The following is a 25,667-nucleotide window of genomic DNA, read 5'->3' on the forward strand; positions in this document are numbered from 1 at the left end:
AAAGAAGATGAAATAAAAGTTACTATTACAGTTGTAACTTTTATTAGAAGGAGTTTTATTTATGAATCATAAAGTGTACATACTTGCGATTGCTTCCTTCGTTGTAGGAACTGTTGAGCTCATTTTAGGCGGCATTCTCGACCTCATCGCAAGTTCATTTCAAGTATCAATTGCAAAGGCTGGGTATCTAATCTCCATCTTCTCTCTTGTTTATGCGATTTCAGCACCAGTTTTGTTAAACATTACGGCAAAATTTGAACGTAAAAAAGTGTATCTATGGGCTTTATTTATCTTTTTACTTAGTAATATCGTGGCGCTAGCTAGTACGAGTTACTCCATGCTGATGGTTTCTCGCGTATTAGCTGCTATGAGCGGTTCGTTCATTATAGTATTATCTACTACAATGGCATCGCGCCTTGTGAAACCGGAATACCAAGGCAGAGCACTAGGAATTGTATTTATGGGTATTAGCGCTTCGTTAGTACTTGGAATTCCAATTGGCATTTTCATTGGAAACACGTTTGGGTGGCGTGAAGTCTTTATTTTAATTGCGCTGTTAACAGCGGTTATTATGGTTATTGTTGCAATTAGCATGGAGCGCTTAGAACCTGCTCCAGTAGTACCGATTAAGCAGCAGCTTAATGCACTTCGAAATACAAAAATGCTGTCCATTCATATCGCAACCTTTTTTGTATTAGCCGGGCACTTAACGCTATATGCTTACTTCACGCCATTTTTACAAGAAACATTTGGGTTATCAAGCGGAATGGTGACCCTTGTATACGGAATTTTCGGATTAGCAGCCGTAGCAGGTGGAGGTTTGGGTGGCGTTCTTTCAGATAAGCTTGGAGCACCTACTGCCGTCATTGGAATCATCGGTGCTTTTTTTCTAAGCATGGTCGCTCTTCCTTTTGCCGTTAAGCTTCCTTTTATTTTGTTCTTAATTGTAATGACGGTTTGGAGCGCTCTAAGCTGGGCTGTTTCACCTGCTCAGAACAATTTAATTATTCAAAGTGCAAAGGGCAACCCAGATGTTTTAATCAGTACAAATGTTGCTATTTCACATCTGGGAATTGCTGCAGGATCTTATGTGGGCGGAATAATTATTAACGGCTATTCCTCATTATTTAACGGTTGGGTCGGGTCCATTTTAGTTTTACTAGGTTTACTCGCAACCGTAATCGCTGTAACGCGCCCAAGTATTTCTACCAGCTCTATTCATAGTAAATAGAAAAACCCGCTGCTTGTAGCAGCGGGTTTTATCGTTGATAGCGATGACCGTTTATTAGCCCTCCAATTAATAAAATAGCAGCAGTTAAATAAAACCAAATCATTAAGATGATAATACTCCCCAATTGACCATATATTTCAGAATAGCTACCAAACTTCACGTAATACGAAAATCCAGTTGAAGCCACCTGCCAGCCTAAGGTTGCAAAGATAGCTCCTGGTAATACTTCTTTCCATGCAATTTTGGCACTCGGCACCATTTTATAGAAAAAGACAAAGAATAAAAGCAGAAAACTCGTACCAATTCCCCAACGAATAATGGTCCAACTTGTATACCAAAAATCTGGAATCTTAACTTTTGTTACGATAAAATGTCGCGAAATCTCCTCTATGATTGGGACAAAAAGCGATAATGATACAATAATCATAAAGCCAAGAGTCAAAATCAAGTCATTGATTAATGCATGAAGAAAAGTTTGCTTACGCTGAATTTGATGCGCATCATTTAAAGAACGTACAAGAGATTGAATTGCCATTGAAGCAAGCCAAAACGTAGCAATAAGACTAAAAGACAATAATTTCTTTCCGCTTTGGTTTAAAACAGACGTAACGGATCTTTCAATAATATCGTATGCACTTTCCGGCACAAAGGGCTGAATAAGCACCAATAAATTATTGGTGTCAATGGGAAAGAAGCTTAGCAATGAAAATAAAAAAATGATGAATGGGATAAAGGACAATAAAAAATAGTATGCTGTTTGGGCTGCTTGGTCAAAAAAACGCTCTGAAAAAAAGCGCTGCAAGACCGTTTTTGATGTTTGAACTACCATTTGTATACACCTTCTTTTTGTACATGCACTTTGCTTTAGTATAATAAATCAAAATATGTTTCATTACTTATTTCTTCGTAACATATTTACCCGCTACGCTTAACTAAACGAATAAAGAAGCATATAAGATCATCCCAGACTTGAAAATGAGCTGAAATTCCTAAAATAAATGCCTAACTGGTCTGTCATTAGCCATAAAAAACATAAAATTATTTTCCCTTTTTTCATATGCTGTAAACATTTTAGGACTAGATGGTTCTTTTTTGAAGGCGCGTTTCCGTTAGCTGGCTGCCTTTAGTATTAGACTTTGTTACGATGGTAACTTTTATTAGTAGGCATAAAAAAAGCTCATGTAGACATGAGCTTTACCATAGCGGCTCTTCTTCATCACTTAACTCGTATGAAAAAGGCATCATCATAATTGAAACAACAAATCCGAGAACGGTAACCGTCATTACACTTTGTAGAGGGAAATTAAGTACGGATAAGATAAGCCAGAGAATCAGAGGTGTAAATAAGTAGATTGACAATCTTTTTTGAGATTTTGCGGACATATACTGCTCTTCTCCACAATGTGGACACTTCATTACGTTTCGAAGCGTTAATAATTTTTTAACAGACGTTTTCCAATTCCATTTATGGTCACAGTTCTTACAGGTGGCCACTCGCATCACACTCCTATAATCTAGAACAAAATTTACGTTCTCGTCTCTATTATACACTATTTTTTAATTCCCTCAAAGTTAGTCAAAAAAGAGAAAGGCTAGCCAGCCTTTCTCTTAGTTCTTTTAACCTATTGTTTTTAAACTTTTTTTACTTTCACTTTCATGATAATAAACGCAACAACTGCAATAATAGCAGCAACTAAAAAAGGTGCTTGAGGTGCTATTGCATGACCGATTACACCTGATAATAACGGGGCAAACGCAGCTCCTAACCAACGAAGGAAATTATATCCACCTGAAGTAATTCCTCTTTCATACGGTGATACTTCCATAACGTAGCTTGTAAATAGTGCATTGTTTAGTCCTGATACTAAGCCTGATAGCATAACAAGAACAATCCGCAGCGCCGTATTATCCGTTACAAATAGTAAAGCTAAGATAACAGCAAAGATAATCAAGCTAATATGGAGCACTTGTTTCGGCTGATATTTCGTTTCTAATTTGTGAGCTAAAATAGCAGATCCGTAAGCTAAGCATAACCCCCAACCAAAGAAGACAAACCCAATTTGCAAAGCGCTAATCGGCAAGATAAGAGGTGTATAAGCTAACACGGTAAAGAAGCCATAATAATAAAGCATTCCAGAAAGTGCACCTTGAGTAAACGGCTTACACTTATAGAGCTGAATAATATCTTTAAAGCCTGCTGCCTTTCTTGGCTTACTAGAAGCAGGTTGTTTAACGATTGTTAAAACAAGAATAAATGCAATAAAAATCAAAATACTAGTTCCAATAAACGGTAGTCTCCATGAAGAGCTACCAAGTACACCACCAACCAGTGGTCCACCAGCCATGCCTAATCCAATGGCTGCTTCGTACATTCCAACTGCTTGTTTCACTTCGCCTGATAGGGCTATTAACAGCGTCATAGCAGTTGCGAAGAAGAATGAATTACCTAATCCCCAACCGGCACGAAAAATTGATAGCTGTGGAATATTACTCGACAACCCACAGAGCGCAGCAAATATTGTTACAATAATAAGCCCTGTAACCATCAAGCGTTTATCTCCAAATCTGGAAGCTAAGATACCAGCTGGAATCATCATGATAGCCATCATTAATAAGTATGACGTAAATAGCATTTCAACTTGCCAGTGAGAAGCTCCTATTTGAGCCGCAATCTCCGGTAAAATTGGATCCACAACTCCTATTCCCATAAATGCTAAAAACGTAGCAAAAACCGTGATGATTTGACCAACACGGCTTTTAGAATACTGTTGTTCCACACGCGTCACTCCTCTTGTTCCTTTCGTTTTCGAATATCTCTAGCTCGTTTATGCATGGCATCTAATTCTTGTTTAAATGTCATCATCTTATCGACCTTATACATAATCATTTCTATTTGGGTATGGATCATATTTTCAATTTCCAATACATCTTGAGCTGAGACATTCTGATCTCTTTTTGCTTGTTCAATCGTTCTTTTTAACGACATAAATTCTTGAAGCTCTTGCAAGGAAAAGCCAAGTACTTCCTTCGCTTCAGCAACTTTTTTTAACTCATTTATTTCGTTTTCTGTGTAGAGTCGAACATTTCCCTTAGTACGTGAGGGTGGCAAAATTAACCCTATTTCTTCATAGTAGCGAATTGCTCGTTTTGTTAAACCTGTCATTTTTGTTACTTCATCAATTTTGTACATGTACAATAAACCTCCAGGACGTTAACGTTAACGTTAACTTTACTTATATAAGAATACCTGACGTTAACGTTAATGTCAATATATTGATTTTACCTAATTATAATTTTAAGCATATTTTCATTCTTCACTTTAGATAACTTTTGCCCTCTTTTAAGAATTTTTTAATAATTCTTTTCACCTTTCTTTACGATTGCTCTTTAGACTAAGTGTATCAACTTAGAACAACTCGTCTACCAATTACATAAAAGGAGGATACTCAAATGAAAAAGGCGACTAGATTTCAAGATTATAGCGCAGAACGTTTGCAAAAAGATTTGATTGCTGGACTCGTGGTGGGTATTGTAGCAATCCCTTTAGCTATGGCATTTGCCATTGCTTCTGGCGTCCGACCTGAATATGGTATTTATACAACGATTATTGCTGGGATTTTGGTCTCCTTATTGGGGGGATCCCGGTTCCAAATTGCAGGTCCAACAGGTGCATTTGTTCCTATTTTGTTAGGAGTTGTCATGCAATATGGTTATGAGAATTTAATTATAGCTGGCTTTATGGCAGGAATTATCTTAGTTATTGTGGGCCTTCTTAAGCTTGGAAAGTTTATCAAATTCATTCCAAAGCCCGTGACAATTGGTTTCACTGCCGGTATTGCAATTATTATCTTCTCAGGACAAATTGCAAATTTTTTAGGGTTACACAATATAGAAAAACATGAGACTTTTCACCTTAGCATGTGGGAAATTATCACAAACCTATCTGCTATCAATATTTATAGCATACTAATAGCTATTATTTGTTTAGTAATTGTCCTTATTGCGCCCAAATTTATTCCAAAGGTTCCTGGTGCATTGTTAGGCATTCTGTTTTCCACCTTGATTGCCGTTCTTTTTTTTCAAGGCAAGGTTGCTACTATTGGATCAACCTATGGTCCAATTCCGAATGAGCTCCCTGCTTTTAAGTGGCCTGAATTAACAGTTGATACCATTGTTATGCTATTACCAGCAGCACTTGTAATCGCTATGCTTGGCGGAATTGAATCACTTCTATCAGCTATGGTAGCTGACAGTATGACAAAGACAAAACACAACAGCAACAAAGAGCTTGTAGGACAAGGAATTGCTAACATGGCCACGTCTTTGTTTGGAGGTATTCCCGCAACAGGAGCAATCGCTCGAACAGCAACTAATATTCGTAACGGAGGAACGTCACCTATTTCAGGAGTTGTACATGGCCTCGTTGTACTAATCGTTCTGTTGGTATTAGCACCATATGCCTCTCATATTCCACTAGCAAGTATGGCACCTGTATTAATGGTCGTTGCTTTTAATATGAGCGAACGAAAAGAATTTGCTCATATTTTCAAAACAAAAACTGCAGACTCTGCGGTTTTAGCAATCACGTTCTTGCTAACCGTATTCTTCGACTTAACAACAGGTGTTGGCGTAGGATTACTCTTTGCCATTATTATGTTTGTCAAGCGTATGAGTCAATCACTTCATGTTTCACAAACAAACAACGATGATGAAAAATCCCAGCTTCAAATGTACACGCTAGAAGGGTCGCTCTTTTTCGGCTCAGCTGAACGATTAGAAGAAGCAACTGATAGTATCATTCAATCGAATGCAGACGTTGTTATTTTAAAAATGGAGCAAGTTTCGTTTATTGACACCTCAGGCGAAGATTTACTTTCAAACGTTCATCAAAGGCTTGATGAGGATAACCGAGCGTTATTAATTACAGGACTAGATGCTCAGCCAAAAGAAATGTTTCTTAAAACAGGTCTTTATGACCGAATTGGTAAACAGCACTTTTTTTCTCAAGCAAGTAAAGCTCTTGATTACGCACAATCTTTCCTTCATACAAAGAGTAAGCCATATGCTAACAAATCAAAACAACCCGCATTTTCTTCTTAAACAAAAAACGAAAAATCCATATTCGTGGATTTTTCGTTTTTTTATTTATCGGTACTCCATTACCCAGTAACGTTCCTCTATCGGTCCTTCCTCAACCACTTGCGCCCACCCATTTTTCTTATAAAACAGTAGTGCTTTGTCATTTTTTGATACGCACTTCAAACGCAGTGGCGTATTCATGTTTTGAATGGATGCATCTAATAACGCTGTTCCAACACCTTTCCTTGAATAGTCGGGATGTACAAACAAGCAGTGAATAAAATTATCAGGAAGATACAAAGACACAAATCCTGCTATTTTACGATCAATCTCAGCAACTAATATATGTTCACCTGTTGTATCCCTATCAAAATCTTCAAGCTGAAGGACTTCAGGTTTCAACCAATGAAAGTGACGACTGCGAGATTTCAGATAAATAAATCGCAGTTCTGGATAATCTAATGTGGTAGCTGTTCTCACTCGCAATTTCTTTCCCCCTTAAATATTAAACCGATATCCCGCTCCCCAAATTGTCTCTAAGTACTGAGGCTGAGCAGGATTTTGTTCAATTTTTTCACGCACTTTTCTTACGTGCACCGTAACCGTTGAAATATCTCCAGTCGAGTCAAATCCCCATAGATTTTCAAACAGCTGTTCTTTGCTAAGTACTTGGTTTGGATGAGTAACAAGAAATAATAATAAATCAAACTCTTTTGTGGTAAATGTTACTTCCTGATTATAAACGAAGACGCGACGAGCTAGCTTATCCAATTCAATGTGATGAACATTAATTCGTTTTTTTGTATGATTGCGCTCGCTCAAGCGCTCATAGCGAGATAAATGAGCCTTGACCCTCGCTACAAGCTCTCCAGGGCTAAACGGCTTTGTGATATAATCATCAGCACCCAACCCTAAACCCCTAATCTTATCAATTTCTTCTTTTTTAGCTGATACAAGTAAAATAGGTATATCTTTTACCGCCCGAACTCGTTTGCACACTTCAAACCCGTTTAGCTTTGGGAGCATAATATCTAAAATGATGAGGTCAAACTCTTCGTTCAAAGCTCTTTCTAACCCTTCTTCTCCGCTATGCTGAACATGGGCTTCAAACTGGTTAATTTCTAAATAATCACGCTGTAGCTCTGCAATACTGGGCTCATCTTCAATTAGTAATATCCGCTTCACTCTTACTATCACCTCTATTTAGTTATTTTTTGCAAAGAGAAATAGATGCTTGTTTCTTTATGTAATGTACTTGTTGCCCAAATCGATCCACCATGTGAATCAATAATTTGTTTGGCAATTGCTAATCCCAGACCGCTTCCTCCCGTTTGCGTACTTCTCGATTCTTCAGCTCGATAAAACCTGTTAAATATGTATGGAAGCGCTCTTGGTTCGATGCCACACCCGTTGTCTACTATTCTTACAATTACTTCACTTTCGTTTTCACTCAGCATCAGCTCAATACGCTTGTTCTCTTTATCCATGAATTTAATGCTATTTGTAATTAAGTTCATTATTACTCGCCGCAGCTTATCTGTGTCTGCTTTTACATACGCTCTTCTGGAAAGCGTAGTATAAAAATGCAACAACACTCCTTTTTCTTCCAATTCAAATTGCAGCTCCTGGTTAAGCCTCTCCATAAAGTCATTAATACTCACAGTTTCAAAATGAAATGGTACTTCATGTAAATCTAACTTAGAAAATAAAAAGAGCTCGTCAATTAAGCTGTTCATATCCTTTGCTTTCGTCGAAATGGTCAATAGATATTTTTCAAGCTTTTCAGGTGTGTTGGCTACGCCGTCTTGTATCCCTTCAACATAACCAATAATTGATGTAATAGGCGTCTTTAGGTCATGTGAAATGCTTGACAGCAGTTGCTTACGGTTTTCTTCATAATGAACTTGAAGGTCAATAGATGATTGCAGCTTTCTTCTCATTTCTTCAAAAGAATTGGTTAACTCGTTTATTTCATCTTTGGAATTATGCTTGTACGGTATTGAAAAATGAACGTCTCCTTGACGAATGCGTTCAGCAGCTCGCTTTAATGTATAAATTGGCTTAATAACGCTTCTAGACACAACATAGTTAACAAAACCAATAATCACAACGAATAAAAGCAAAAGAAAAATAAATAAAAACGGAAAGATTTTATGAACAATTCCGACGTAAGGGCTAATGCTTCGTAAAACCAAAACGCTTCCTTCATCGCGGTTGGGGAAGTAAAAATCCAATTTGATATATGAATAAAACTTATTTTGAATTCGAATAATATCTTGTTCATATGTAGCTGACTTTGTACTCTTTTCATTAAAATACGGCAGCTCTTTGTGCACTGTTCGTCGATTTATAGCAAACGATGAGTACGTCACTTCTTCATTCTTTCTGACAATTATATCAATGCCTTCTTGTTCATAGCTTTTGATTAGTTGTTGATTCAGAAGTTGGTTTGGGTCTTCTTGACTCAGCAGCTTTACATTTAGAAATGTGGTTTCTTCTTCCGGTGTTAAGAGCTTATATACATATGCATTTGAGTATGTTTTTTGCAAAAAATTAGCATCTCCTGTAATTGAAAAGAACACTAAAAATCCAAAAAGCAAAAGTAAAAGCACAAAAACCAAAACCATGCTAAGATAGGTTAATAAAAAGCGAAGCTTTAATGACATGTCCACATCCTTTCTTCTTGCTGAAAAAGAAATTATTATTAAACTATTTTGATAATTAAACCATATCATAAAAAAAAGTAAGAATCTCTTAATATGGTCTAATATTACATTCATTTACAATTTATTCATGTTATTCATTCATTTTTGTATACGGAGGGTCACACATTGCAGCTAATGAAAGCTAATTTCAGCCATATACACAGCATTTCAACGTTATATACTGATAGTTGGAAAACCACCTATCATGGTCTAATTCCAGACTCTTATTTAGAAAAGCTTTCCTATCAAGACAGCGAGGAAAAATGGAGCACTTTTTTACAGAAAGACGGGACTTCTGTTGTGGCAGCCTTCGACGATAAGCAAGATATCGTTGGTTTTGGTGCATACGAACCGTACAGCGACTCATCACATAAAGGTGAATTGGTTGCGTTATACATTTCAGATCACGCAAAGGGTCAAGGAATTGGCACCTTGTTAATGGACTTTATCAAAAGAGACCTTTATTTCTCAGGAGTTCGGTCAATTGATATTTGGGCGTTGGGAAAGAATACGCACGCGATCAACTTTTACAAACGTCAAGGAGCACAGTTTGTAAAAACACACCCTCATGAATTTGAAGGGGTACTTCTAGAAGATGTTTTATATACCTATGATCTGACAAATGACAAAACGTGCCGCTCATAGCAGCACGTTTTGTCATTGAAATCGTTTAATTCGTACAGGAATTAGCTGAACAGACCACGTCCAAAATAAATTCCCTTGGCTCATTATTAGTCGATCAAACCACTGTTCAAAAGTCATATGTAAGTTCACTGCTTGCTCAACCGGCTCATATTTGCTTTTTATTATGACTGAGTGCTCGCTTGCTTCTTCTCTCCGAAGTAAAACCTCTTTGTCATTCAAAGTTCCAATGATCATGCAGCCTTCACTACATTGCCCCTCCAAATCTTCCAAACTGTATAAGACAATGCTTTTTTCTTCTATAGTTGGTTCAAATAAGCGACAGCCGTTCGTTTCCTTTAAAAATTCTCTGTAGTCTTTTGGCATAACATACGTATGCTTTTGTTCAAACTGATGAATTGCTTCTTCTACTAAACCCTCGTAAAATGTGCACGTGACGAAATCAACTTCTCCATTTCCTTTATACACTTCAATTACATCGTTATTTTCCCATAGCCTCTGCTTTAACGCCTTTATTGTTTTTTTGACCATAAGATCCTCCTATTTTTGGATTGAACAAAAAAACATACATACACTAATTACACAAATAGGTTCTTAATTCCTTCTTTCATTTATAAATACAGTTAACGTTATATACTTTTCTCTTTATTTAAACCATGAAAAAATATTCCGAATTAACACATCAAAACTTTTTCTTTTACGAAAATATAGCTACAATACAAGCTACAAGAAAGGAGTTACGATAATGGCAGTACCTGAAAACTTATCGATTCAGTTTGAAGACTATCCGCAGCTAACTTTTATACCGCTTGGTCGCAAAAATAAAACGGTTCGTTCACTGAGCACTAAAAAAACAAAAGCATTGCTCACTCGTTTAAATGAAGCTGTTTCATTAGCTCTTCAAACGTACTCAATAGATGAACAATTACTTCTTAATTCATTTTTATACAATAATTCAGCTGACGGTTTTCCTATTCCGATTGATAGAATGGAAACAATTTATCCACACCTTTGGAAACCTCAGTCATTTCTATGGAAAGATTACAACAAAAATCGTGGTGTCCCGATTCATGAGCATGAATTTTACCCTGAGAACTTTAGCAACATGTCTAAGGAAGAACTACATAGCTACCTCTCAAAATTGGTAAAAGAATATATGTTTTGCGCGAGAATTCACGATTCATCTCGTGAAGAATGGCTGCTTCATGTCAACAGTCGCTTTTTTGATCATCCGCTTGTTTCACTTTATAATCGTAACAAAGAAGCAATTCAAGCCATGGAAAAGTGTGAGAACTCACCTTTGTTATTTTTAATGAACAACCCCGAAAAAGTTGCGCACTTTCGCAACCGTTTAGAAGTTGGTTTAAGACCGTTCCGTTCGCTTTCTTATGAGGCTTTTGAATACGGGATAAAAACATGTGTAAACGAAAGCATCATTCAAATCGTACCTGACCAAGAAGCGTTGCTGATTCACTGTTCCTCTTTAGGGTTATCCCTAACCTATCATATTATCGATGATTGCGTTACGCTAAGTGAGGAGTTTCATATCGTGTTAGCAAACAAACGCCTCGCCACTACGCAGCGTTTATTCAAAGAGCTGTTGAAAGAAAACAACGACTTGATTTGTAAAATGAGTAAGCTCCAAAAATGGAAAATAGCAGCGGAGAATTATCGTTTAGTAATCACGAACATTAACCAAACAATTCAACAAATTGAGCAGTTTTCATTGCATTCTAATCATGTAGACGAGCCTCCATTTCTTGCTTTTATGAATGACTTACTTACACTTGATATCCCTATCAACGAAGAAATTGAGCTGTCACTACCCCACTTCTCTAAGTGGAACGTTGAATCTCAGACTGCATTATTTCAAACAATGGAAGACTATGTTGCCTTACTAAATGAAAATGTCATCCATCAGCAGCTCGATGAGTTTTCAACTATGTATAAACAAGAATTAGAGCAGATTCAAAAGGGATCTTTAAAAGCACCGATAATGGTTCAAAAGAAACCACTTTCTTCTCTGTCTTTTTATAAGCTTTTAGAGCTAATAGATCTACTAAAGGATTCTCAAGCGCAAGAAGTTTATTTTCAAATAGTTGAAGGCCAATCTACAAACAGCATGCGTCAAAAAGGGTTAACAGACCTACACGCACACGGGCTCTTAAAAAACGTGAAGAGAAAGCATATTATAGCAGTATTTAACCAGCTTCAACATTTAGAACTCATAACAAAGAACAGCCGAGGCTTTACACTGACTCCTAGAGGTCAGCAAATTTATCAACTGCTGCAAGGTAAACATTCTTCTGCTAGCTAACCGATTTGGTTTAGCTAGCATTTTTTCTAGCAATTACTCTATTATTTTAGAAAATGTCCTCATATTTCCTTCTTAATCCTCATAAACTAGTTACTAGATTCAAAAGCGTTCTTGAAGGGAGTAAGCGATATTGAAATCTAGTAACGATAATCGTGCTAACTTTTTTGTTCTCACATATAGAATGATTATGGTCATTATATGCGTTGTTGTACTCATTTCTTCGGCAGTTTTTGTAGTAAGCTACTCCGCATTCAAAGAGCAGTTTCATTCATCAATTGTGTATCAGACGTTATCAAAACATAAAGCGGAAAGCTTATTTTATTTAATGAGTCAAGAAAACCAGCACTTTAAGAAAGCATTTGACGAAAATTTTTCTACACCTTCTTTATCTTCCACTCTACTAGAACTTTCTACTAGCATACGGACGCAAGATGCACGAAGCTTATTCGGCTCTGAAATTCCAGGTTTTAGCATTTTTGACTCAAATTTAATTATTGCGGGTGAAGGAACTAATTTTACAAACTTCCCAAAAGAATCCGCTCCTCCAATTGAAGAAGTGTTAAAAGAAAGAGAAGTAGCCAAAGAAAAAGTTGAACAGCCTTCGACGGAAAAGGAACAAGACCAAGAAGAAAAGCCTCCAGCCAACACAACAAATGGGAGAAAAGTTGTCTATATCTATCACACGCACAGCTGGGAGTCCTATTTGCCTTTATTAGGGTTAGAAGGCGCCTCTAATGCTGATAAAGCGACGGATAGTAAAACCAATATTAGCATGGTCGGTGAAATGCTCGGAAAAGAGCTAGAATCACAAGGTATTGGAGCTGAAGTCGATACAACCAATATCGGTGCAAAGCTAAATGAAAAAGGATGGAAAACACCTCGCTCTTATGCAATGTCTCGTACCATCGTACAAGAAGCGATGGCTAATAATAAAGATTTAACTTATCTTATTGACCTGCATCGAGATTCCCTTCGTAAAAAAGATACAACTATTGAAATTAATGATAAACCGTATGCACGCGTCATGTTTGTATTAGGGAAGGAAAATCAAAACTTTGAGCAAAACTTAAAGCTTTCAAAAGCGCTTCATGAAAGCTTAGAAAAGAAATATCCTGGATTAAGTCGTGGTGTACTCGGTAAAAGTAAAGCGAGTGGAAACGGAGTTTACAACCAAGATTTATCCACTAATGCTATTCTCCTTGAAATTGGAGGCGTTGATAACAATATGGAAGAGTTAACAAATACCGTAAAAGCGCTAGCAGATGCTCTCAGTGAATTTTACTGGGATGCTGAAAAGGTTAGCGGAAATGAATCATAAGAAAAAGCTGCCTTTTGGCAGCTTCTTCTTATGTTGTAGCGGGTAGTTGAATACTAACAACCGTCCCTTCATAATCGTTTGCAATACTCATAAAACCTTGATGCTCTTTAATAATACTTTGACAAATAGAAAGACCTAACCCTACCCCTTCATCTTTCGTTGAAAAAAAAGGATCTCCAATTTTATTAATAATCGACAAAGGAATACCAGGACCACTATCTTTTATAAACAAACAGATGATATCCCCTTTATTTTGAACATAAACCCCTATTTTCCCATTATGACCAATCGCTTCAATAGCATTTTTTATGATATTTAAAAACACCTGCTTCATCTGTGAAGCATCAAGCCACAGCTTCGGCACATAGTCGTCCGTTTCCAAACAAATAGAAATATTATGTAGGTTTGCTTCACTTTGCAATACACCAATCGTTGCTTGCATAACGTCAGTAATGGACGTTAGTGACTTTTTAGGCGCAGTGGGCTGCGTCACTAGTAAAAAATCGCTAATCAACTCATTCATTCTATTTAATTCTGTTAATACAAGATCTTTAATATGACTGCTCGTTTCATTATGTTCTTCAAATAGAAATTGAATAAAGCCTTTTACTGACTGCATAGGGTTTCTAATTTCATGGGCTAACCCAGCAGCAAGTTGACCTACAAGCGCTAACTTATCTAAGTGCTGCATTTTCTCTTCAAACTCTGGCACAATGACCTGCTGCTGTTGAGAAATGATGGTGCCTAGTACATTTGCTAAACGCTTAATTGATGAAACTTCTTGCTCTGTAAACGTCTGTGGATTCGGATCTACTGCGCATAGAGTTCCAAAGAGTTTGCCATTCTCCAATACAATTGGTGCACCTAAGTAAGAACCTACATCTGCATCATAAATGGCCTGCAAATGCTTTGTTCGAACATCACACTTTGTATCGGAAATAACTAATGACTCTTCACACGTTACCAAATTACAAATTGAAAGCTCAATTGGTAACGTTAATCCCTCATGGAGTAAACTTCCACCTTCACTATTTACAATTTTCATAATTGAAAACACGTCATCAAGCGTGCCGATAAAAACCGTGCGACTTTTAATGAGGTTAATGGCTATTTGAAGTATATCTGTCAGCGCATCTTTATTGACAACTTTATTCACTGTAATCACCCGTAGCTTTGGATTCTTTTACATTTATTATAAAGTTTTTACTACTTCAGGTACACCATCTTTAGTCGCTTTTTTTTAGAAAAATTCTCAAAAATCACATATCATTAGATATAGTAGCCCACTCGATTAATTTTGTTATTCAAACCAACGAATAGCTTCCCTTACTCCGACTACATCTCCTACAAGGACAATTGCAGGATGCGCCACTTTCTCTTCTTGTGCGATTGTTACAATATCTCCCAATTTTCCTGTTACCGTTCGCTGCTTCTCTGTTGTTCCCCATTCAATAAGCGCTACCTGCGTATGCGGATTTCGTCCATGCTTAATGAGCTGCTCACAAATATACGGCAGATTACCAATTCCCATGTAAAATGCAATCGTATCAATACCTGTTGCAAGCGCGGGCCAATTTAGGAAGTCCTGTCCTTTTTCTTCTCGACCATGTCCTGTTACAATTGCAAACGATGTTGCATGATCGCGATGGGTCACAGGGATTCCAGCATAAGCAGGTGCCGCAATTCCTGATGTAATTCCAGGTACTACTTCAAAAGGAATGCCATGTTGAACAAGAAACTGTGCTTCTTCTGCTCCGCGTCCAAATACAAACGGATCTCCCCCTTTTAAACGGGTGACTGTTTTTCCAGCAAGCGCATGCTCTACTAATAAACTATGAATTTTATCTTGAATAACCCCATGCTTTCCCGGTAACTTCCCGCAAAAAATCAGCTCTGCATCAGCTTTTGCATAATCTAGTAATTTTTCATTAGCCAATCGATCATATAGAATAACATCTGATTGTTGAATGCATTCAACGCCATACACTGTAATTAATTTCGGGTCTCCAGGCCCCGCTCCCACAAGAAATACTTTCCCAGTTGTCATATTGAATCGCTTCTTTCTTTTTTAAATTTTTCGCATTTGTTTATCCAGTTTTCAACAAGCTTCGCTGATGATCCAAAGTGGAAATGCGTATAGCCTGCAATAAGATTTTCTTTTAAGTATCCTTCATCCTTTACACCTATCATGCTTGTTGTTCGATAAGCGTGCGGAAGCTTTTCGGCTGAATGAAACGTTGAGTAATGAAATTCATGCCCTTTCGCTTTTACTCCGCCTTCTAATAAAAAGTTGCCTTTAGCGCCTTCAATTTCTCTGTAGCCAAGCGCAGCAAGCTGCGTTTGCATATATGCCTCTCCAGGAATAACGCCAACCATTTCAAACTTCTCTTTATCTGTCGTGACGATTGCTTCGGTTAAATACATAAACCCTCCGCACTCTGCTAACGTCGGTGTTCCGCGATGAACTGCTTGCTTAATGGACTCTTTCACTTCGTTTCTACTCGCTAACTCCTCTGCAAACTCTTCCGGGAACCCCCCTCCAATATAAAGACCATCTATATTACTAGGAACTACTTCACCTTGCAAAGGTGAAAAATAAATAAGTTCCGCACCCTTTGCTTTTAATAACTGTAAATTTTCTTCATAATAAAAATTGAAAGCCGCATCTCTTGCCACAGCGATTTTTACTTTAAAAGGTGTTTGAAGTGAAAAGATAGTAGTATCTCCTTTAAGGGTTGGCGCCTTGGCAAGCTTATAAATTTTTTCTACATCAATTGTTTTTAAAATTGCTTCACTTAGCTCATGAAAAAAGGGCTGCAAGTCACCACGCTCTATTGATGGGATAAGGCCCAAATGTCTCTCTGGCATGGAAAACTGTTCGTATTTTGGCAAGTAGCCAACAACGGGAATTCCACACTCTTGCTCAACGGCTGCTTGAATTAGTTGAAAGTGTCCTTGACTGCCTACTCGGTTAGCAATAACACCTACGATATTTACTTCTTCTGAAAGAAGCTGAAAGCCTTTCACAATTGCAGCCGCACTTCTTGCCATTCCAGAACAGTCAACGACTAAAATAACGGGGCTGTTTGTTAGAATACTAAGCTCAGCAGTGCTTCCATGATTACTTGTCGGTGCTTTTCCATCATAAAAACCCATTACTCCTTCTACAACTGATATATCAGCTCCATCACTTGCATGGTTTATAATTGCTGCTATCATCTTTTCCTCAAGCATCCAGCTATCAATGTTTCTTGAAATCCTGCCCGTAACAGCTGTATGGTACGTTGGATCTATATAGTCTGGTCCGCACTTAAAGCCTTGTACAACATAACCTTTTTGGCGAAGTGCTCCCATCAAACCAATTGTAAGAGTTGTTTTGCCTACTCCACTTTCAATTCCTGCAATGACTATTCTTCGATTAGACATGCAATCTCCCTTCTCCTTACTTATGTAATGTGCAATATCCCACTATACCTATCGTGATAATCCTTCACATAGTAGCCTATATTACTGAATTTTTCAACTCCTTTTAATAGAATAGAAAAAGCTGCAGGCGCTTAGAATACCTAAACACCTGCAGCTTTTTTACTTTTGTTATCTTTATACTGCTGACAACTTTAGTCTAGCATCATTAAAATAAACAACTTCCGATAAGACTTTGCAACCATTTAACTTTGAAAAAGCTTCTCGTGCTTGGTTTTCTGTGTCATACTCGAACATTCTCGTCTCATCTTTCGCATATACGGTAATAATCCACACTTCTAAGTCCCCCCATCAAAAGTTAGTTCAACAATTGCTTTAACACCACCTATTATGGACAGAATTAAACGATTTGGGAACCCTTTCTACAAAACTAGTCAGAAGAAACATTTTATTTAAAAAGTTCATTTTGTTCATTCAGGTTGTTACGATATCAATAAACCATTTCAGATTGAACATATTGCCACAGTAAACGACTTGTTGCTTCTAAAGAATCTTGGTGCGTTCGCTCGAATGCGTGAGAAGAATCAATTCCAGGACCAATTAGACCATGAATTAAATCATGCCCTGCGCGCATTGCTGCTGAAGCATCGGACCCATAAAATGGATAAATATCAACTTGGTAGGGAACAGCATACGCTTTAGCCAACTCTACTAAATGTTTTCGTAACCCGTAATGATAAGGACCACTTGAATCCTTCGCACAAATGGATACAGTATATTCATCGGTAGATTGCCCGTCTCCCATCGCGCCCATATCAACAGCTAAATATTCAACAGTTTTGGGTGAGATATTGGAATTTCCACCGTACCCAATTTCTTCGTTGTTTGAGATTAAAAAATGAGTCGTATAAGGAAGCACTATATTCTCTTCATTGATTTGTTTAATTAATTGTAACAAAATCGCAACGCTTGCTTTGTCATCTAAGTGACGAGATTTGATAAATCCGCTTTTAGTAATGGTTACGCGAGGATCGAAACTTACAAAATCTCCTACTCCAATCCCTAGCTTTTCCACTTCTTCTTTAGTAGACACTTTTTCATCCAAGCGGACTTCCATGTTCGCTTGATTTCTCTCCGCAGTTCCAGCGTCTTTGTACACATGCACAGAGGTTTGATGCATTAAGATTGTACCAGTGTAAACTGCTCCACTGGATGTTTCAACTTCACAATATTCACCTTCAATACTGTTGTAGCGAAAACCTCCAATTAAATCTAGCTTTAACCTTCCATTTGGTTTAATTTCTTTTACCATAGCTCCTAAGGTATCGACGTGAGCGGTCAAAAAACGATGCTTATTATCATTTTTTCCCTTTAGCGTTACAAGGAGACCACCTTTATATGTACGCGTTGATTCTACTTGAATTGCATCTAAAAAATCTTCTACGTATGAGATTACACGAGCTGTATTTCCAGACGGACTTGGAATTGAAACCAAATGTTTAATTAATTGTAGGGTTTCAGACATACTATCCACTTCTTTCCTTTGATTTGCTTCTAGTGTATCATATTTTAAATATTCTAAAACACAAAAGCTGCGTTCTTCTTAGTTAAAGAACGCAGCTTTTGCTATCTATTAGGAAATACTCTTTAGCTGATTGGTTAACTTTAAGAAATCTTCTTTGTTTTTCTTTTCTAATGACTGGTCGATTTCTTTTTTTAATTTAGCTTTTTGAAAGTTTGCAATCACTTTATCTAAGAACATTTCGGCAATTAGGGAATCTAACACTTTCACATTCGATTTCGGCGACGAATTCAGCAAATTTTTCTTCATAAGAAATCAACTCCTTGTCTTTTTTATACTATAACATAAATTTTCTGACTTTTCAATCATCTTTGTGGGAATCTATATTTTTTTCGTACTCCATACAACTAAAGCTTAGGCATAACAAGATGATGTTTTCTTAGAAAAAAGCCGCTTAAAGCTGCAGAAACACATTTATTCCAGTATGCTCATTGCTAAACAGCACTTGGAAATCAACAAAAAATATCCGAACGATTGCAGGTTAGCAATCGTTCGGATACCTAGTTTGCTGAGATGCTTATGTCCCATCTTTATTTCTGTTCGGTTTGCTCATATTGATTATGATACTGAATAAACTCATGAGACTGATTAGCCGCCATAATACCGTGATAACTAATATCCAATCCCACTTCTTCTTCTTCCTCAGTGGAACGAAGCGGTACAACTAGCCCGATTGCTTTCAAACCAAACCATGTTGCTAAAAAGCCCCAAGCTGAAAGTGCTACTAAGCCAATTAGCTGAATTCCTAATAGCTCGAAGCCCCCCCCGAAGAATAAACCTCCATCTGTAGCAAACAACCCTACAGCAACAGTTCCCCATGCCCCAGCCGCAGCATGAACTGGAAATGCGCCAACAGGATCATCAATTCGTCTTGTCTCTAACCAATTTGTTGCAGCCATCATCAACAGCCCCGAAACTGCACCAATAAATATAGCTGAAGGTGTACTTACAAATGCACATCCGGCTGTAATTCCCACTAATCCAGCAAGCGATCCATTAATAACGGATGGAGCATCTGAACGATTATGTCTAAAAAGCGTGTAGAATAAAGTTGCAGCACCACCTGATGCAGCTGATAGCATGGTAACAAGCGCAATGTGACCAATTCTTACATCAGTTGCACTTAACGTACTCCCTGCGTTAAAACCAAACCAACCAAACCAAAGCAAAAACGCGCCAACAGATGCTAACGGCAAATTACTGGGTAAGGCAATTGAGCTCACTCCGTTAGCTGTAAACTTTCCTGTACGAGGCCCAATAGCCATGGCAGCAGCAAGAGCTGAAAAACCACCCAACGCATGAATAACAGCTGACCCTGCAAAATCTTGCACTCCAAGTAATGCAATCCAGCCCCCACCCCAGATCCAGTGACCTGCAATCGGATAAATAACGGCTGTCATTAACATTGCATATAATAAATACGCGCGGAAATTAATTCGTTCCGCCACGGCTCCAGACACAATAGAAATTACGGCAATAACAAATGCACATTGAAACAGCCAGAACGTTTCCAAACCAATAGGAATATCTAAGTGCGATAAATCACCTGTTAACGCAAAACCATTTGTACCAACAATACCACCTAAATCAGCTCCATACATAAGTCCAAACCCAATAATATAAAAGCAAAGCGTTCCGATTGTAATGTCAGCAAATACCTTCATAATAATATTAACGTTATTTTTATACCGAACAAATCCAGCTTCTAATAATGCAAATCCTCCTTCCATTAATAGAATCATAGCAGCGGTTAGTACTACCCACGTCGTATTGACACCTAAGCTAAGTTCTTCGATTCCCATTATCTTTCCTCCATTCGTGATAAGCCTTCTACAATCGTTGATGTTAAAACGACTTCTTCGATGTCAACTTCTTGTGTTAGCAGCTCAATTACACGTTCGACTTCACGGATCTTCCCTTTAAACTGCTCAATTTTACGAAACCTGTCCTTTACATGGACCATATACTCAACAGCTTCATGGTGACTTAAAGGTCTTCCAGTAAAAATTTTACGAAATGGAGAAAGCGATTGATACCACGTTTCTTGGGCTCTTTTTTTCTGCTCATATTTCTCAATTTTGTCTTTAATAACGACAATCTGCTCTTCATGACTTTCTTTTAATTTCGTTAACTGATCTATTAATTTTTCACGATTAACTTCAAATATAACTGTTTGATATAGTTCACTCACAACCCTCATGTCATATCTCCTCACATTAAATGTTATGTTTTAGATTATATGTGAGAATTGATGAAACCGTCAATCTAAAAAACAAAATTTATTCTTATTTTCTGAATAAATAGAGTTTATTTTCAATAAATGCATCGTTCGACTCTTTCTTAGTTTTTTCCAACAAACTGGTTGCTTTTATAAGGCAATAAATTTACAATAGATAAATGTGCAGGACTTCACAACAAAACTAGAAGTCTAGCAGCTAAAGTGTCTACATATGCAACAATATACAGCAAAGGAGGACGTTCTTATGTCTCAATCAACTATTCAAAAGCCGGCTGAAGAAGCGGTTCAAGCTAAAGGTGCAACTCAATCAGATGTACTTGATCAATTGCTAAAGCCAGAAGTTCAAGAATCACTAACAGTACTTGTTGACAACTTACCAAAGTTAGCTGAAATGGTAACTGTATTAACAAAAACGTACGACTTAACACAATCTCTATTAACAGATAACGTGTTAAAAGAAGATTTACTTGCTGGTGCTAAAGAATTTATCGAACCAGTTGAAGGAAAAGTAAAAGATCTTGCTGCTTCAGCAATCGAAGCAAATGATCGTGCGGAAGCTAACCAATCAACAACTATCGGTTTATTTGGTTTATTACGCATGCTCAAAGATCCACAAGTTCAAAAGCTATTCCGCTTTGCGCAAGCTTACTTAGAAGTAACAGGCGAAAAACAAAAATAATAAAAACTTATCATTTTATAAAGCACGAACGGAGGATCGATCTACTATGTCAAAACATATTCTAATTCTAGGTGGCGGCTATGGTGGTCTATTAACAGCCCTAACAGCTCGTCAACACTTAAGTGCATCTGAAGCAAAAATTACAGTAGTAAACCGTTTTTCTACTCACCAAATCATTACTGAACTGCACCGTTTAGCAGTAGGTGGACTATCTGAACAAGCAGTAGCTCTTCCATTAGAAAAGTTACTAAAAGGTAAAGATGTAGAATTAAAGATTGCTACTGTAAAAGAAATTTCACCAGACCAACGTGAAGTAGCATTAGAAGACGGAACAAAATTAAGCTACGATTACTTAGTAACTGCATTAGGTAGCGAAACTGCTTACTTCGGTATCCCAGGACTAGAAGAAAACAGCTTTGTATTGAAATCAGTAAACGATGCAAATCGCCTACGTGCACACGTAGAAGAGCGCATTGTTGAATTTAGCAAAACAAAAAACAAAGCTGACGGAACAATCGTTGTCGGCGGCGGCGGTTTAACAGGTATCGAGCTTGTAGGTGAATATGCTGACCTTATGCCAAGCCTTTGTCTAAAACACGGTATTGATCCAAAAGATGTTTCTCTATACTGTGTAGAAGCTGCTCCAACTGTTCTTCCTGGCTTCCCAACTGAGCTAGTAGAGCGCGCTCAAACAAGCTTAGAGAAACGTGGCGTAACGTTTGTAACAGGAACTCCTGTTACAAAAATGGATGCTACAACAGTTGAGCTTAAAGACGGTAGCAAAATTGAAACAAAAACAATGGTATGGACTGGCGGAGTTCAAGGTAATTCAGTAGTTGCTAACTCTGGTATCGAAGTAAACCGTGGCCGTGCTCTTGTAAACGAATTCTTACAATCTACTTCTCACGAAGACATTTTCGTAGCTGGTGACAGCGCGGTTGTAATGGGACCTGAAGGACGTCCTTACCCACCAACTGCACAGCTAGCTTGGCAAATGGGAGAAGTTATTGGTGTAAACTTAGCAGTAGCTATTAAAGGTGGCGCAATGCACGGGTTCTCTCCAGTATTCTCTGGTACGTTAGGAAGTCTTGGCCGTAAAGATGCGATTGGTACAATCGGCGGAAATAAAACGCAATTAAAAGGTTTACCAGCTTCTCTAATGAAAGAAGCAAGTAATGTTCGTTACTTATCACACATTAAAGGTTTATTTGCTCTAGCTTATTAATAAAAGAAAAGCCAACGCATGTTTGCGTTGGCTTTTTTCACGTGAGTTACAAAGAACACCCCCACTTTGTATAAGCTGGAATCGTTTCGGCTATAACTTCCCCTCTCTTAATTACATATCTAGGCACCGACTGATTGAGCATAAGCTCACGAATCGTTCGCTCCTCAAAAAGTAAAAAATCAGCTTCGCTTTCTTGTTGAATTCCATACGCTTTGCCTTTCCCAAAAGCAGCCGCCGGTCGTTCTGTAATCATGGATAACACTCTTTTCATTTGCTCTTCTCCTGTCATATGAGCTAAGTGCGCTCCCATAAAAGCGGCTTTTAGCATGTTTCCGTCTCCGAAGGGATAAAAAGGAGTCTGAATGTCGTCATGAGCAATACAAATATTAATATTTTTAGCATCCAATTCTTTCACCCTTGTAATTCCCGTCGCTTTAGGATATGCATCATTTCTTCCTAGCATCGAACTGTTAATAAGAGGACAGCTAACAACGGTTAAACGCGCTTTTTTTATAGCTTCCATTACTGATTCAGCATATTTACTTTCATAATAGGCCAGCGCATTTACGTGACTGACTGCAACCCTACCTTCAAACCCATTTTCAATCGTTAAATTCGCTACTTCTTGTACAAATGTTGAGCTTACTTCGTCTACTTCGTCACAAAAAATATGAATATAGCTTCCATACTCTTTGGCGAGGCGAAAGCAGTATTCCAAAGAACGCACCCCTTCTTCTCGACTACGTTCTAAATGCGGCACAGCACTTACTGCGTCAGCTCCAATTTCAAGCGCTTTTTGCATTCGCTCCTGATTTTCAAAACACTTCCTCAATCCATCTTGAGGAAAAGCAATAATTTGCAAATCGATAATTTGATCATACCCTTTTTTTAATTGCAGAATAGCTTTTAAAGCCGTTAAATCATCATCAGATATGTCCACTGCTGCTCGAACACTTAACACACCATGTTTGATGTACATCTTTAATGCTTGTTCAGCCCTCTCGTTCACGTCCTTCATGGTAAGACTTTTTTTTCGTTTATTCCATATTGAAATTCCTTCTTGTAGTGTACCCGTTTGATTAAAGTTTGGCCAACCCGCAGTCAAAGCGGTATCAAAATGAGTATGTAACTCTACGAAAGGAGGAATAGCTATCCCCCCTTTGACATCTATCACTTTCTTTCCATCTACTAGACCTTTTGTAATATGCACAAAATTCCCATTCGACACTCCTATATTTACAACTTCCGCTTCGTGTAACAATCGTGCATTTTTAATGACCATATCATACATCAGCATCTTCCTTTCTACTAAAAAAGAGAAGATCTACTCTTCTCTTTTTCTCTACACTTACGGTTTATTTCTTTAAAAATGCTGTTGTAAAAATTCCCTTGGTAGCTTCTTTATTTTTAATAATCCCTAAATCCAGAAGCTGCATTTGAAGTTTATCCCAGCGCTCCGATGACATATAACCGAAGCCTTTTTCAACAGCATCTCCTCCAAAAATTAATTCTTCTTGTGCTTTTGCACCGTATTCCATCGCTTCTATCTTCAAGTCTGGATTTCTCTCTTGAAGGAACGGATTGATTTCATCTGAACTTTCTCGGTAATACTCCCAGCCTTTTACCGTAGCATTCATAAATGATTGAACCACTTCAGGTTTTTCTTTAATCATCTTTTCAGTTGTGAAAATTACGTTTGCATACGTTTCAAATCCTGCATCATGAATGAATAAATAGTCATTTTCTACCCCTTCTTGTTCAAGAGAAAACGGCTCTGACGTCACGTACCCTTGTGTGACCGCATTTTCATCCTCAATAAAGGTTGCTAATGAGCCCGTATACGCACGATCTTTTACCCTATCTAAGTTATAGGCTTTTTTAATATATTCCCAATAACCACTCCCTGGTGCTGTATACACTGTCTTTTCGTTCAGCTCTTTAAAATCTCCTACCGTTCCTTTATGGGTAATTAATACCTGCGGGCTTTTTTGAAAAATTGCTCCAATCGCAACAAGAGGTATTCCTTTATCTCTTGCAATTAAAATATCTTCCGCTTGCGTATAGCCAAATTCAGCCTTTCCAGAAGCAACGACTTGAGTTGATGAAATTTGAGGTCCTCCCGGTTCAATTTTCATGTCAAGACCTTCTTCTTTATAAAACCCTTTTTTTAACGCCGCGTAATTGCCGCCATGCTCGGGCTGTGCAAACCAGTTTGTAATAAGGGTTGCGTTTTCTAGTTTTTTCTCCGTATTATCACTCCCAGACGTCTCTTCACTTCCACATCCTGCTACCAATAACGACAGTGATACAGCACCAATTAAGCCGATCTTTTTAAAAACCCCTTGTTTCACACCCATTTCCCCCTTTTAGACAATTAATTCTCTCTCTTCATTTCTGACTCATGCCATGAACCTAATAAAAGCTTAGAAAATAGATTGACCAATAAGAAAAAGCCAACACCTAAAATAGAGGCAGAAATACCACAAGCGAATAGGTAAGCCGTTTCCATCCGGGACGAAGCTACCGTAATAGCATAGCCTAAACCCCCGTCACCCCCACCAATACCGGCTATGTATTCTCCTACGATAGCTCCTACCACTGCTAAGGTACAGGAAATTTTTAATCCTGCCATGATATAAGGAAGAGCAGCTGGAATTCGCACTTTCCACATAATTTGCCAAGGTGACGCTTGGTAAAGCTTTAACAAATTAATCATGCCACGATCCGTTGCATTTAAGCCAATGAGCGTGTTGGATAGCATAGGGAAAAAGCCAATTGTAAACGCAATGATTACAATAGCATTCATACCTGAACCAAACCAAATCACGATGATCGGTGCAATAGCCACAATAGGAATAGTCTGTAATAAAATGGCATATGGATATAAGCTGCGTTCTAAAAGCTTAGAGCTAGACATTAATAGTGCTCCAATTACTCCGCCTATTACGCTAAACATAAACCCGAGCATCGACTCTGTAATCGTTCGAATAACAGCACTACTTAGATTACTCCAGTTCATTACGGCAGCTTCTACAATATCCATTGGTTTTGGTAATAAATAAGGTGGAATTTGAAGCAGTTGGGTGCCAAACTGCCAAAATAGCATAAACAGCATAAATACGATAACAGGCGGAAGATACGTATTTAGTATTGGCCATGTATTTTTCTTGTAGGTAACGTGTACATCTTGGACTCGATTTAACTCCTGATGGGAATGTTCCATGTTT

At 37.9% G+C, this 25,667-nt stretch carries 26 protein-coding genes; 7 read left to right on the forward strand and 19 right to left on the reverse strand.

All coding sequences use genetic code 11. The annotated features are described in order from the left end of the window. Window positions 1-61 precede the first annotated feature (61 nt). Window positions 62-1,231 (forward strand): MFS transporter, encoded by a 1,170-nt coding sequence (locus tag V2145_RS09705; protein WP_131886775.1) that lies wholly within the window; start codon window positions 62-64, stop codon window positions 1,229-1,231. Between the two features lie 28 nt (window positions 1,232-1,259). On the opposite strand, the gene V2145_RS09710 is transcribed toward V2145_RS09705, so the two are convergent. From V2145_RS09710 to V2145_RS09725, 4 genes are all read right to left on the reverse strand, one after another. After that, on the reverse strand, window positions 1,260-2,060 hold the full coding sequence (locus V2145_RS09710; protein WP_094910010.1) for a YihY/virulence factor BrkB family protein: 801 nt from the start codon (window positions 2,058-2,060) through the stop codon (window positions 1,260-1,262). Window positions 2,061-2,425: 365 nt separating this feature from the next. Further along, the gene (locus V2145_RS09715) at window positions 2,426-2,725 is read right to left on the reverse strand and encodes a TIGR04104 family putative zinc finger protein (protein WP_094910009.1); all 300 of its coding nucleotides are present in this window, start codon (window positions 2,723-2,725) and stop codon (window positions 2,426-2,428) included. A gap of 137 nt (window positions 2,726-2,862) precedes the next feature. Continuing rightward, window positions 2,863-4,008 carry an MFS transporter gene (locus tag V2145_RS09720; RefSeq protein ID WP_094910008.1) on the reverse strand — a complete coding sequence of 382 codons (1,146 nt, stop codon included), beginning with the start codon at window positions 4,006-4,008 and terminating at the stop codon, window positions 2,863-2,865. Window positions 4,009-4,013: 5 nt separating this feature from the next. After that, the gene (locus V2145_RS09725) at window positions 4,014-4,421 is read right to left on the reverse strand and encodes a MerR family transcriptional regulator (protein ID WP_094910007.1); all 408 of its coding nucleotides are present in this window, start codon (window positions 4,419-4,421) and stop codon (window positions 4,014-4,016) included. 260 nt (window positions 4,422-4,681) lie between these two features. Here V2145_RS09725 and V2145_RS09730 point away from each other — a divergent pair, with 260 nt between their 5' ends. Next, on the forward strand, window positions 4,682-6,331 hold the full coding sequence (locus tag V2145_RS09730; RefSeq protein ID WP_131886777.1) for a SulP family inorganic anion transporter: 1,650 nt from the start codon (window positions 4,682-4,684) through the stop codon (window positions 6,329-6,331). 45 nt (window positions 6,332-6,376) lie between these two features. Here the strand turns inward: V2145_RS09730 and V2145_RS09735 are convergent, their stop codons facing one another. Genes V2145_RS09735 through V2145_RS09745 form a run of 3 tightly spaced genes read right to left on the reverse strand, consistent with a single transcriptional unit; the run spans window position 6,377 to window position 8,976 of the window. After that, window positions 6,377-6,790, reverse strand: coding sequence for a GNAT family N-acetyltransferase (locus tag V2145_RS09735; RefSeq protein ID WP_434223164.1), 414 nt, complete (start codon window positions 6,788-6,790; stop codon window positions 6,377-6,379). Between the two features lie 18 nt (window positions 6,791-6,808). Next, window positions 6,809-7,495, reverse strand: coding sequence for a response regulator transcription factor (locus V2145_RS09740; protein ID WP_131886779.1), 687 nt, complete (start codon window positions 7,493-7,495; stop codon window positions 6,809-6,811). A 14-nt stretch (window positions 7,496-7,509) separates the two neighbouring features. Beyond that, window positions 7,510-8,976: a sensor histidine kinase gene (locus tag V2145_RS09745; protein WP_330987635.1), complete on the reverse strand. Its 1,467-nt coding sequence runs from the start codon at window positions 8,974-8,976 to the stop codon at window positions 7,510-7,512. 174 nt (window positions 8,977-9,150) lie between these two features. Here V2145_RS09745 and V2145_RS09750 point away from each other — a divergent pair, with 174 nt between their 5' ends. Further along, window positions 9,151-9,660, forward strand: a complete 510-nt coding sequence (locus V2145_RS09750) for a GNAT family N-acetyltransferase (RefSeq protein ID WP_286175208.1) — start codon at window positions 9,151-9,153, stop codon at window positions 9,658-9,660. 12 nt (window positions 9,661-9,672) lie between these two features. Here the strand turns inward: V2145_RS09750 and V2145_RS09755 are convergent, their stop codons facing one another. After that, window positions 9,673-10,188: an SMI1/KNR4 family protein gene (locus V2145_RS09755; RefSeq protein ID WP_131886782.1), complete on the reverse strand. Its 516-nt coding sequence runs from the start codon at window positions 10,186-10,188 to the stop codon at window positions 9,673-9,675. Between the two features lie 214 nt (window positions 10,189-10,402). Here V2145_RS09755 and V2145_RS09760 point away from each other — a divergent pair, with 214 nt between their 5' ends. Next, a complete protein-coding gene (locus V2145_RS09760; RefSeq protein WP_330987636.1) occupies window positions 10,403-11,974 on the forward strand; it encodes an RQC-minor-2 family DNA-binding protein in 1,572 nt (523 codons plus the stop codon). 130 nt (window positions 11,975-12,104) lie between these two features. After that, window positions 12,105-13,292, forward strand: a complete 1,188-nt coding sequence (spoIIP, locus tag V2145_RS09765) for a stage II sporulation protein P (RefSeq protein WP_330987637.1) — start codon at window positions 12,105-12,107, stop codon at window positions 13,290-13,292. Between the two features lie 28 nt (window positions 13,293-13,320). Here spoIIP and V2145_RS09770 read toward each other — a convergent pair whose 3' ends face one another. From V2145_RS09770 to V2145_RS09805, 8 genes are all read right to left on the reverse strand, one after another. After that, window positions 13,321-14,448, reverse strand: a complete 1,128-nt coding sequence (locus V2145_RS09770; RefSeq protein ID WP_330987638.1) for an ATP-binding protein — start codon at window positions 14,446-14,448, stop codon at window positions 13,321-13,323. 144 nt (window positions 14,449-14,592) lie between these two features. Then, the gene (gene cobA, locus V2145_RS09775) at window positions 14,593-15,339 is read right to left on the reverse strand and encodes a uroporphyrinogen-III C-methyltransferase (RefSeq protein WP_311858286.1); all 747 of its coding nucleotides are present in this window, start codon (window positions 15,337-15,339) and stop codon (window positions 14,593-14,595) included. Then, window positions 15,336-16,718, reverse strand: coding sequence for a cobyrinate a,c-diamide synthase (locus V2145_RS09780; RefSeq protein WP_330987639.1), 1,383 nt, complete (start codon window positions 16,716-16,718; stop codon window positions 15,336-15,338). The genes cobA and V2145_RS09780 overlap by 4 nt, the downstream gene beginning before the upstream one ends. A gap of 174 nt (window positions 16,719-16,892) precedes the next feature. Next, window positions 16,893-17,051: a hypothetical protein gene (locus V2145_RS09785; protein ID WP_165932486.1), complete on the reverse strand. Its 159-nt coding sequence runs from the start codon at window positions 17,049-17,051 to the stop codon at window positions 16,893-16,895. A 154-nt stretch (window positions 17,052-17,205) separates the two neighbouring features. Further along, window positions 17,206-18,240 (reverse strand): M42 family metallopeptidase, encoded by a 1,035-nt coding sequence (locus V2145_RS09790; RefSeq protein WP_131886786.1) that lies wholly within the window; start codon window positions 18,238-18,240, stop codon window positions 17,206-17,208. Window positions 18,241-18,348: 108 nt separating this feature from the next. Next, window positions 18,349-18,546 carry an IDEAL domain-containing protein gene (locus tag V2145_RS09795; protein ID WP_094909996.1) on the reverse strand — a complete coding sequence of 66 codons (198 nt, stop codon included), beginning with the start codon at window positions 18,544-18,546 and terminating at the stop codon, window positions 18,349-18,351. Window positions 18,547-18,827: 281 nt separating this feature from the next. Next, window positions 18,828-20,099 carry an ammonium transporter gene (locus tag V2145_RS09800; RefSeq protein WP_094909995.1) on the reverse strand — a complete coding sequence of 424 codons (1,272 nt, stop codon included), beginning with the start codon at window positions 20,097-20,099 and terminating at the stop codon, window positions 18,828-18,830. After that, the gene (locus tag V2145_RS09805; RefSeq protein ID WP_131886787.1) at window positions 20,099-20,497 is read right to left on the reverse strand and encodes a hypothetical protein; all 399 of its coding nucleotides are present in this window, start codon (window positions 20,495-20,497) and stop codon (window positions 20,099-20,101) included. Before V2145_RS09805 ends, V2145_RS09800 begins: the two co-directional genes overlap by 1 nt. Before the next feature lie 283 nt (window positions 20,498-20,780). On the opposite strand from V2145_RS09805, the gene V2145_RS09810 reads away from it, so the two are divergent. Further along, on the forward strand, window positions 20,781-21,215 hold the full coding sequence (locus tag V2145_RS09810; protein ID WP_094909994.1) for a DUF1641 domain-containing protein: 435 nt from the start codon (window positions 20,781-20,783) through the stop codon (window positions 21,213-21,215). A 46-nt stretch (window positions 21,216-21,261) separates the two neighbouring features. Then, on the forward strand, window positions 21,262-22,440 hold the full coding sequence (locus V2145_RS09815) for an NAD(P)/FAD-dependent oxidoreductase (protein ID WP_094909993.1): 1,179 nt from the start codon (window positions 21,262-21,264) through the stop codon (window positions 22,438-22,440). Between the two features lie 46 nt (window positions 22,441-22,486). Here V2145_RS09815 and V2145_RS09820 read toward each other — a convergent pair whose 3' ends face one another. The 3 genes from V2145_RS09820 to V2145_RS09830 all read right to left on the reverse strand — a co-directional run bounded on the left by V2145_RS09820 (window position 22,487) and on the right by V2145_RS09830 (window position 25,663). Further along, on the reverse strand, window positions 22,487-23,731 hold the full coding sequence (locus V2145_RS09820) for an amidohydrolase family protein (protein WP_094909992.1): 1,245 nt from the start codon (window positions 23,729-23,731) through the stop codon (window positions 22,487-22,489). A 64-nt stretch (window positions 23,732-23,795) separates the two neighbouring features. After that, window positions 23,796-24,797: an ABC transporter substrate-binding protein gene (locus V2145_RS09825; protein ID WP_094909991.1), complete on the reverse strand. Its 1,002-nt coding sequence runs from the start codon at window positions 24,795-24,797 to the stop codon at window positions 23,796-23,798. Window positions 24,798-24,814: 17 nt separating this feature from the next. After that, complete coding sequence (locus V2145_RS09830) at window positions 24,815-25,663, reverse strand: ABC transporter permease (RefSeq protein ID WP_094909990.1); 849 nt, start codon at window positions 25,661-25,663, stop codon at window positions 24,815-24,817. Window positions 25,664-25,667: the final 4 nt, after the last annotated feature.

The organism is Priestia sp. GS2, assembly GCF_036409025.1.
GTDB classification, from domain to species: Bacteria; Bacillota; Bacilli; order Bacillales; family Bacillaceae_H; genus Priestia; species Priestia aryabhattai_A.

Coding starts and splice junctions, on each gene's coding strand:
- V2145_RS09705 (WP_131886775.1), top strand. CDS start 62: ATGAATCATAAAGTGTACATACTTGCGATTGCTTCCTTCGTTGTAGGA.
- V2145_RS09710 (WP_094910010.1), bottom strand. CDS start 2,060: ATGGTAGTTCAAACATCAAAAACGGTCTTGCAGCGCTTTTTTTCAGAG.
- V2145_RS09725 (WP_094910007.1), bottom strand. CDS start 4,421: ATGTACAAAATTGATGAAGTAACAAAAATGACAGGTTTAACAAAACGA.
- V2145_RS09730 (WP_131886777.1), top strand. CDS start 4,682: ATGAAAAAGGCGACTAGATTTCAAGATTATAGCGCAGAACGTTTGCAA.
- V2145_RS09745 (WP_330987635.1), bottom strand. CDS start 8,976: ATGTCATTAAAGCTTCGCTTTTTATTAACCTATCTTAGCATGGTTTTG.
- V2145_RS09750 (WP_286175208.1), top strand. CDS start 9,151: ATGAAAGCTAATTTCAGCCATATACACAGCATTTCAACGTTATATACT.
- V2145_RS09755 (WP_131886782.1), bottom strand. CDS start 10,188: ATGGTCAAAAAAACAATAAAGGCGTTAAAGCAGAGGCTATGGGAAAAT.
- V2145_RS09760 (WP_330987636.1), top strand. CDS start 10,403: ATGGCAGTACCTGAAAACTTATCGATTCAGTTTGAAGACTATCCGCAG.
- cobA (WP_311858286.1), bottom strand. CDS start 15,339: ATGACAACTGGGAAAGTATTTCTTGTGGGAGCGGGGCCTGGAGACCCG.
- V2145_RS09780 (WP_330987639.1), bottom strand. CDS start 16,718: ATGTCTAATCGAAGAATAGTCATTGCAGGAATTGAAAGTGGAGTAGGC.
- V2145_RS09790 (WP_131886786.1), bottom strand. CDS start 18,240: ATGTCTGAAACCCTACAATTAATTAAACATTTGGTTTCAATTCCAAGT.
- V2145_RS09795 (WP_094909996.1), bottom strand. CDS start 18,546: ATGAAGAAAAATTTGCTGAATTCGTCGCCGAAATCGAATGTGAAAGTG.
- V2145_RS09800 (WP_094909995.1), bottom strand. CDS start 20,099: ATGGGAATCGAAGAACTTAGCTTAGGTGTCAATACGACGTGGGTAGTA.
- V2145_RS09805 (WP_131886787.1), bottom strand. CDS start 20,497: ATGAGGGTTGTGAGTGAACTATATCAAACAGTTATATTTGAAGTTAAT.
- V2145_RS09810 (WP_094909994.1), top strand. CDS start 20,781: ATGTCTCAATCAACTATTCAAAAGCCGGCTGAAGAAGCGGTTCAAGCT.
- V2145_RS09815 (WP_094909993.1), top strand. CDS start 21,262: ATGTCAAAACATATTCTAATTCTAGGTGGCGGCTATGGTGGTCTATTA.
- V2145_RS09820 (WP_094909992.1), bottom strand. CDS start 23,731: ATGTATGATATGGTCATTAAAAATGCACGATTGTTACACGAAGCGGAA.
- V2145_RS09825 (WP_094909991.1), bottom strand. CDS start 24,797: ATGGGTGTGAAACAAGGGGTTTTTAAAAAGATCGGCTTAATTGGTGCT.
- V2145_RS09830 (WP_094909990.1), bottom strand. CDS start 25,663: ATGGAACATTCCCATCAGGAGTTAAATCGAGTCCAAGATGTACACGTT.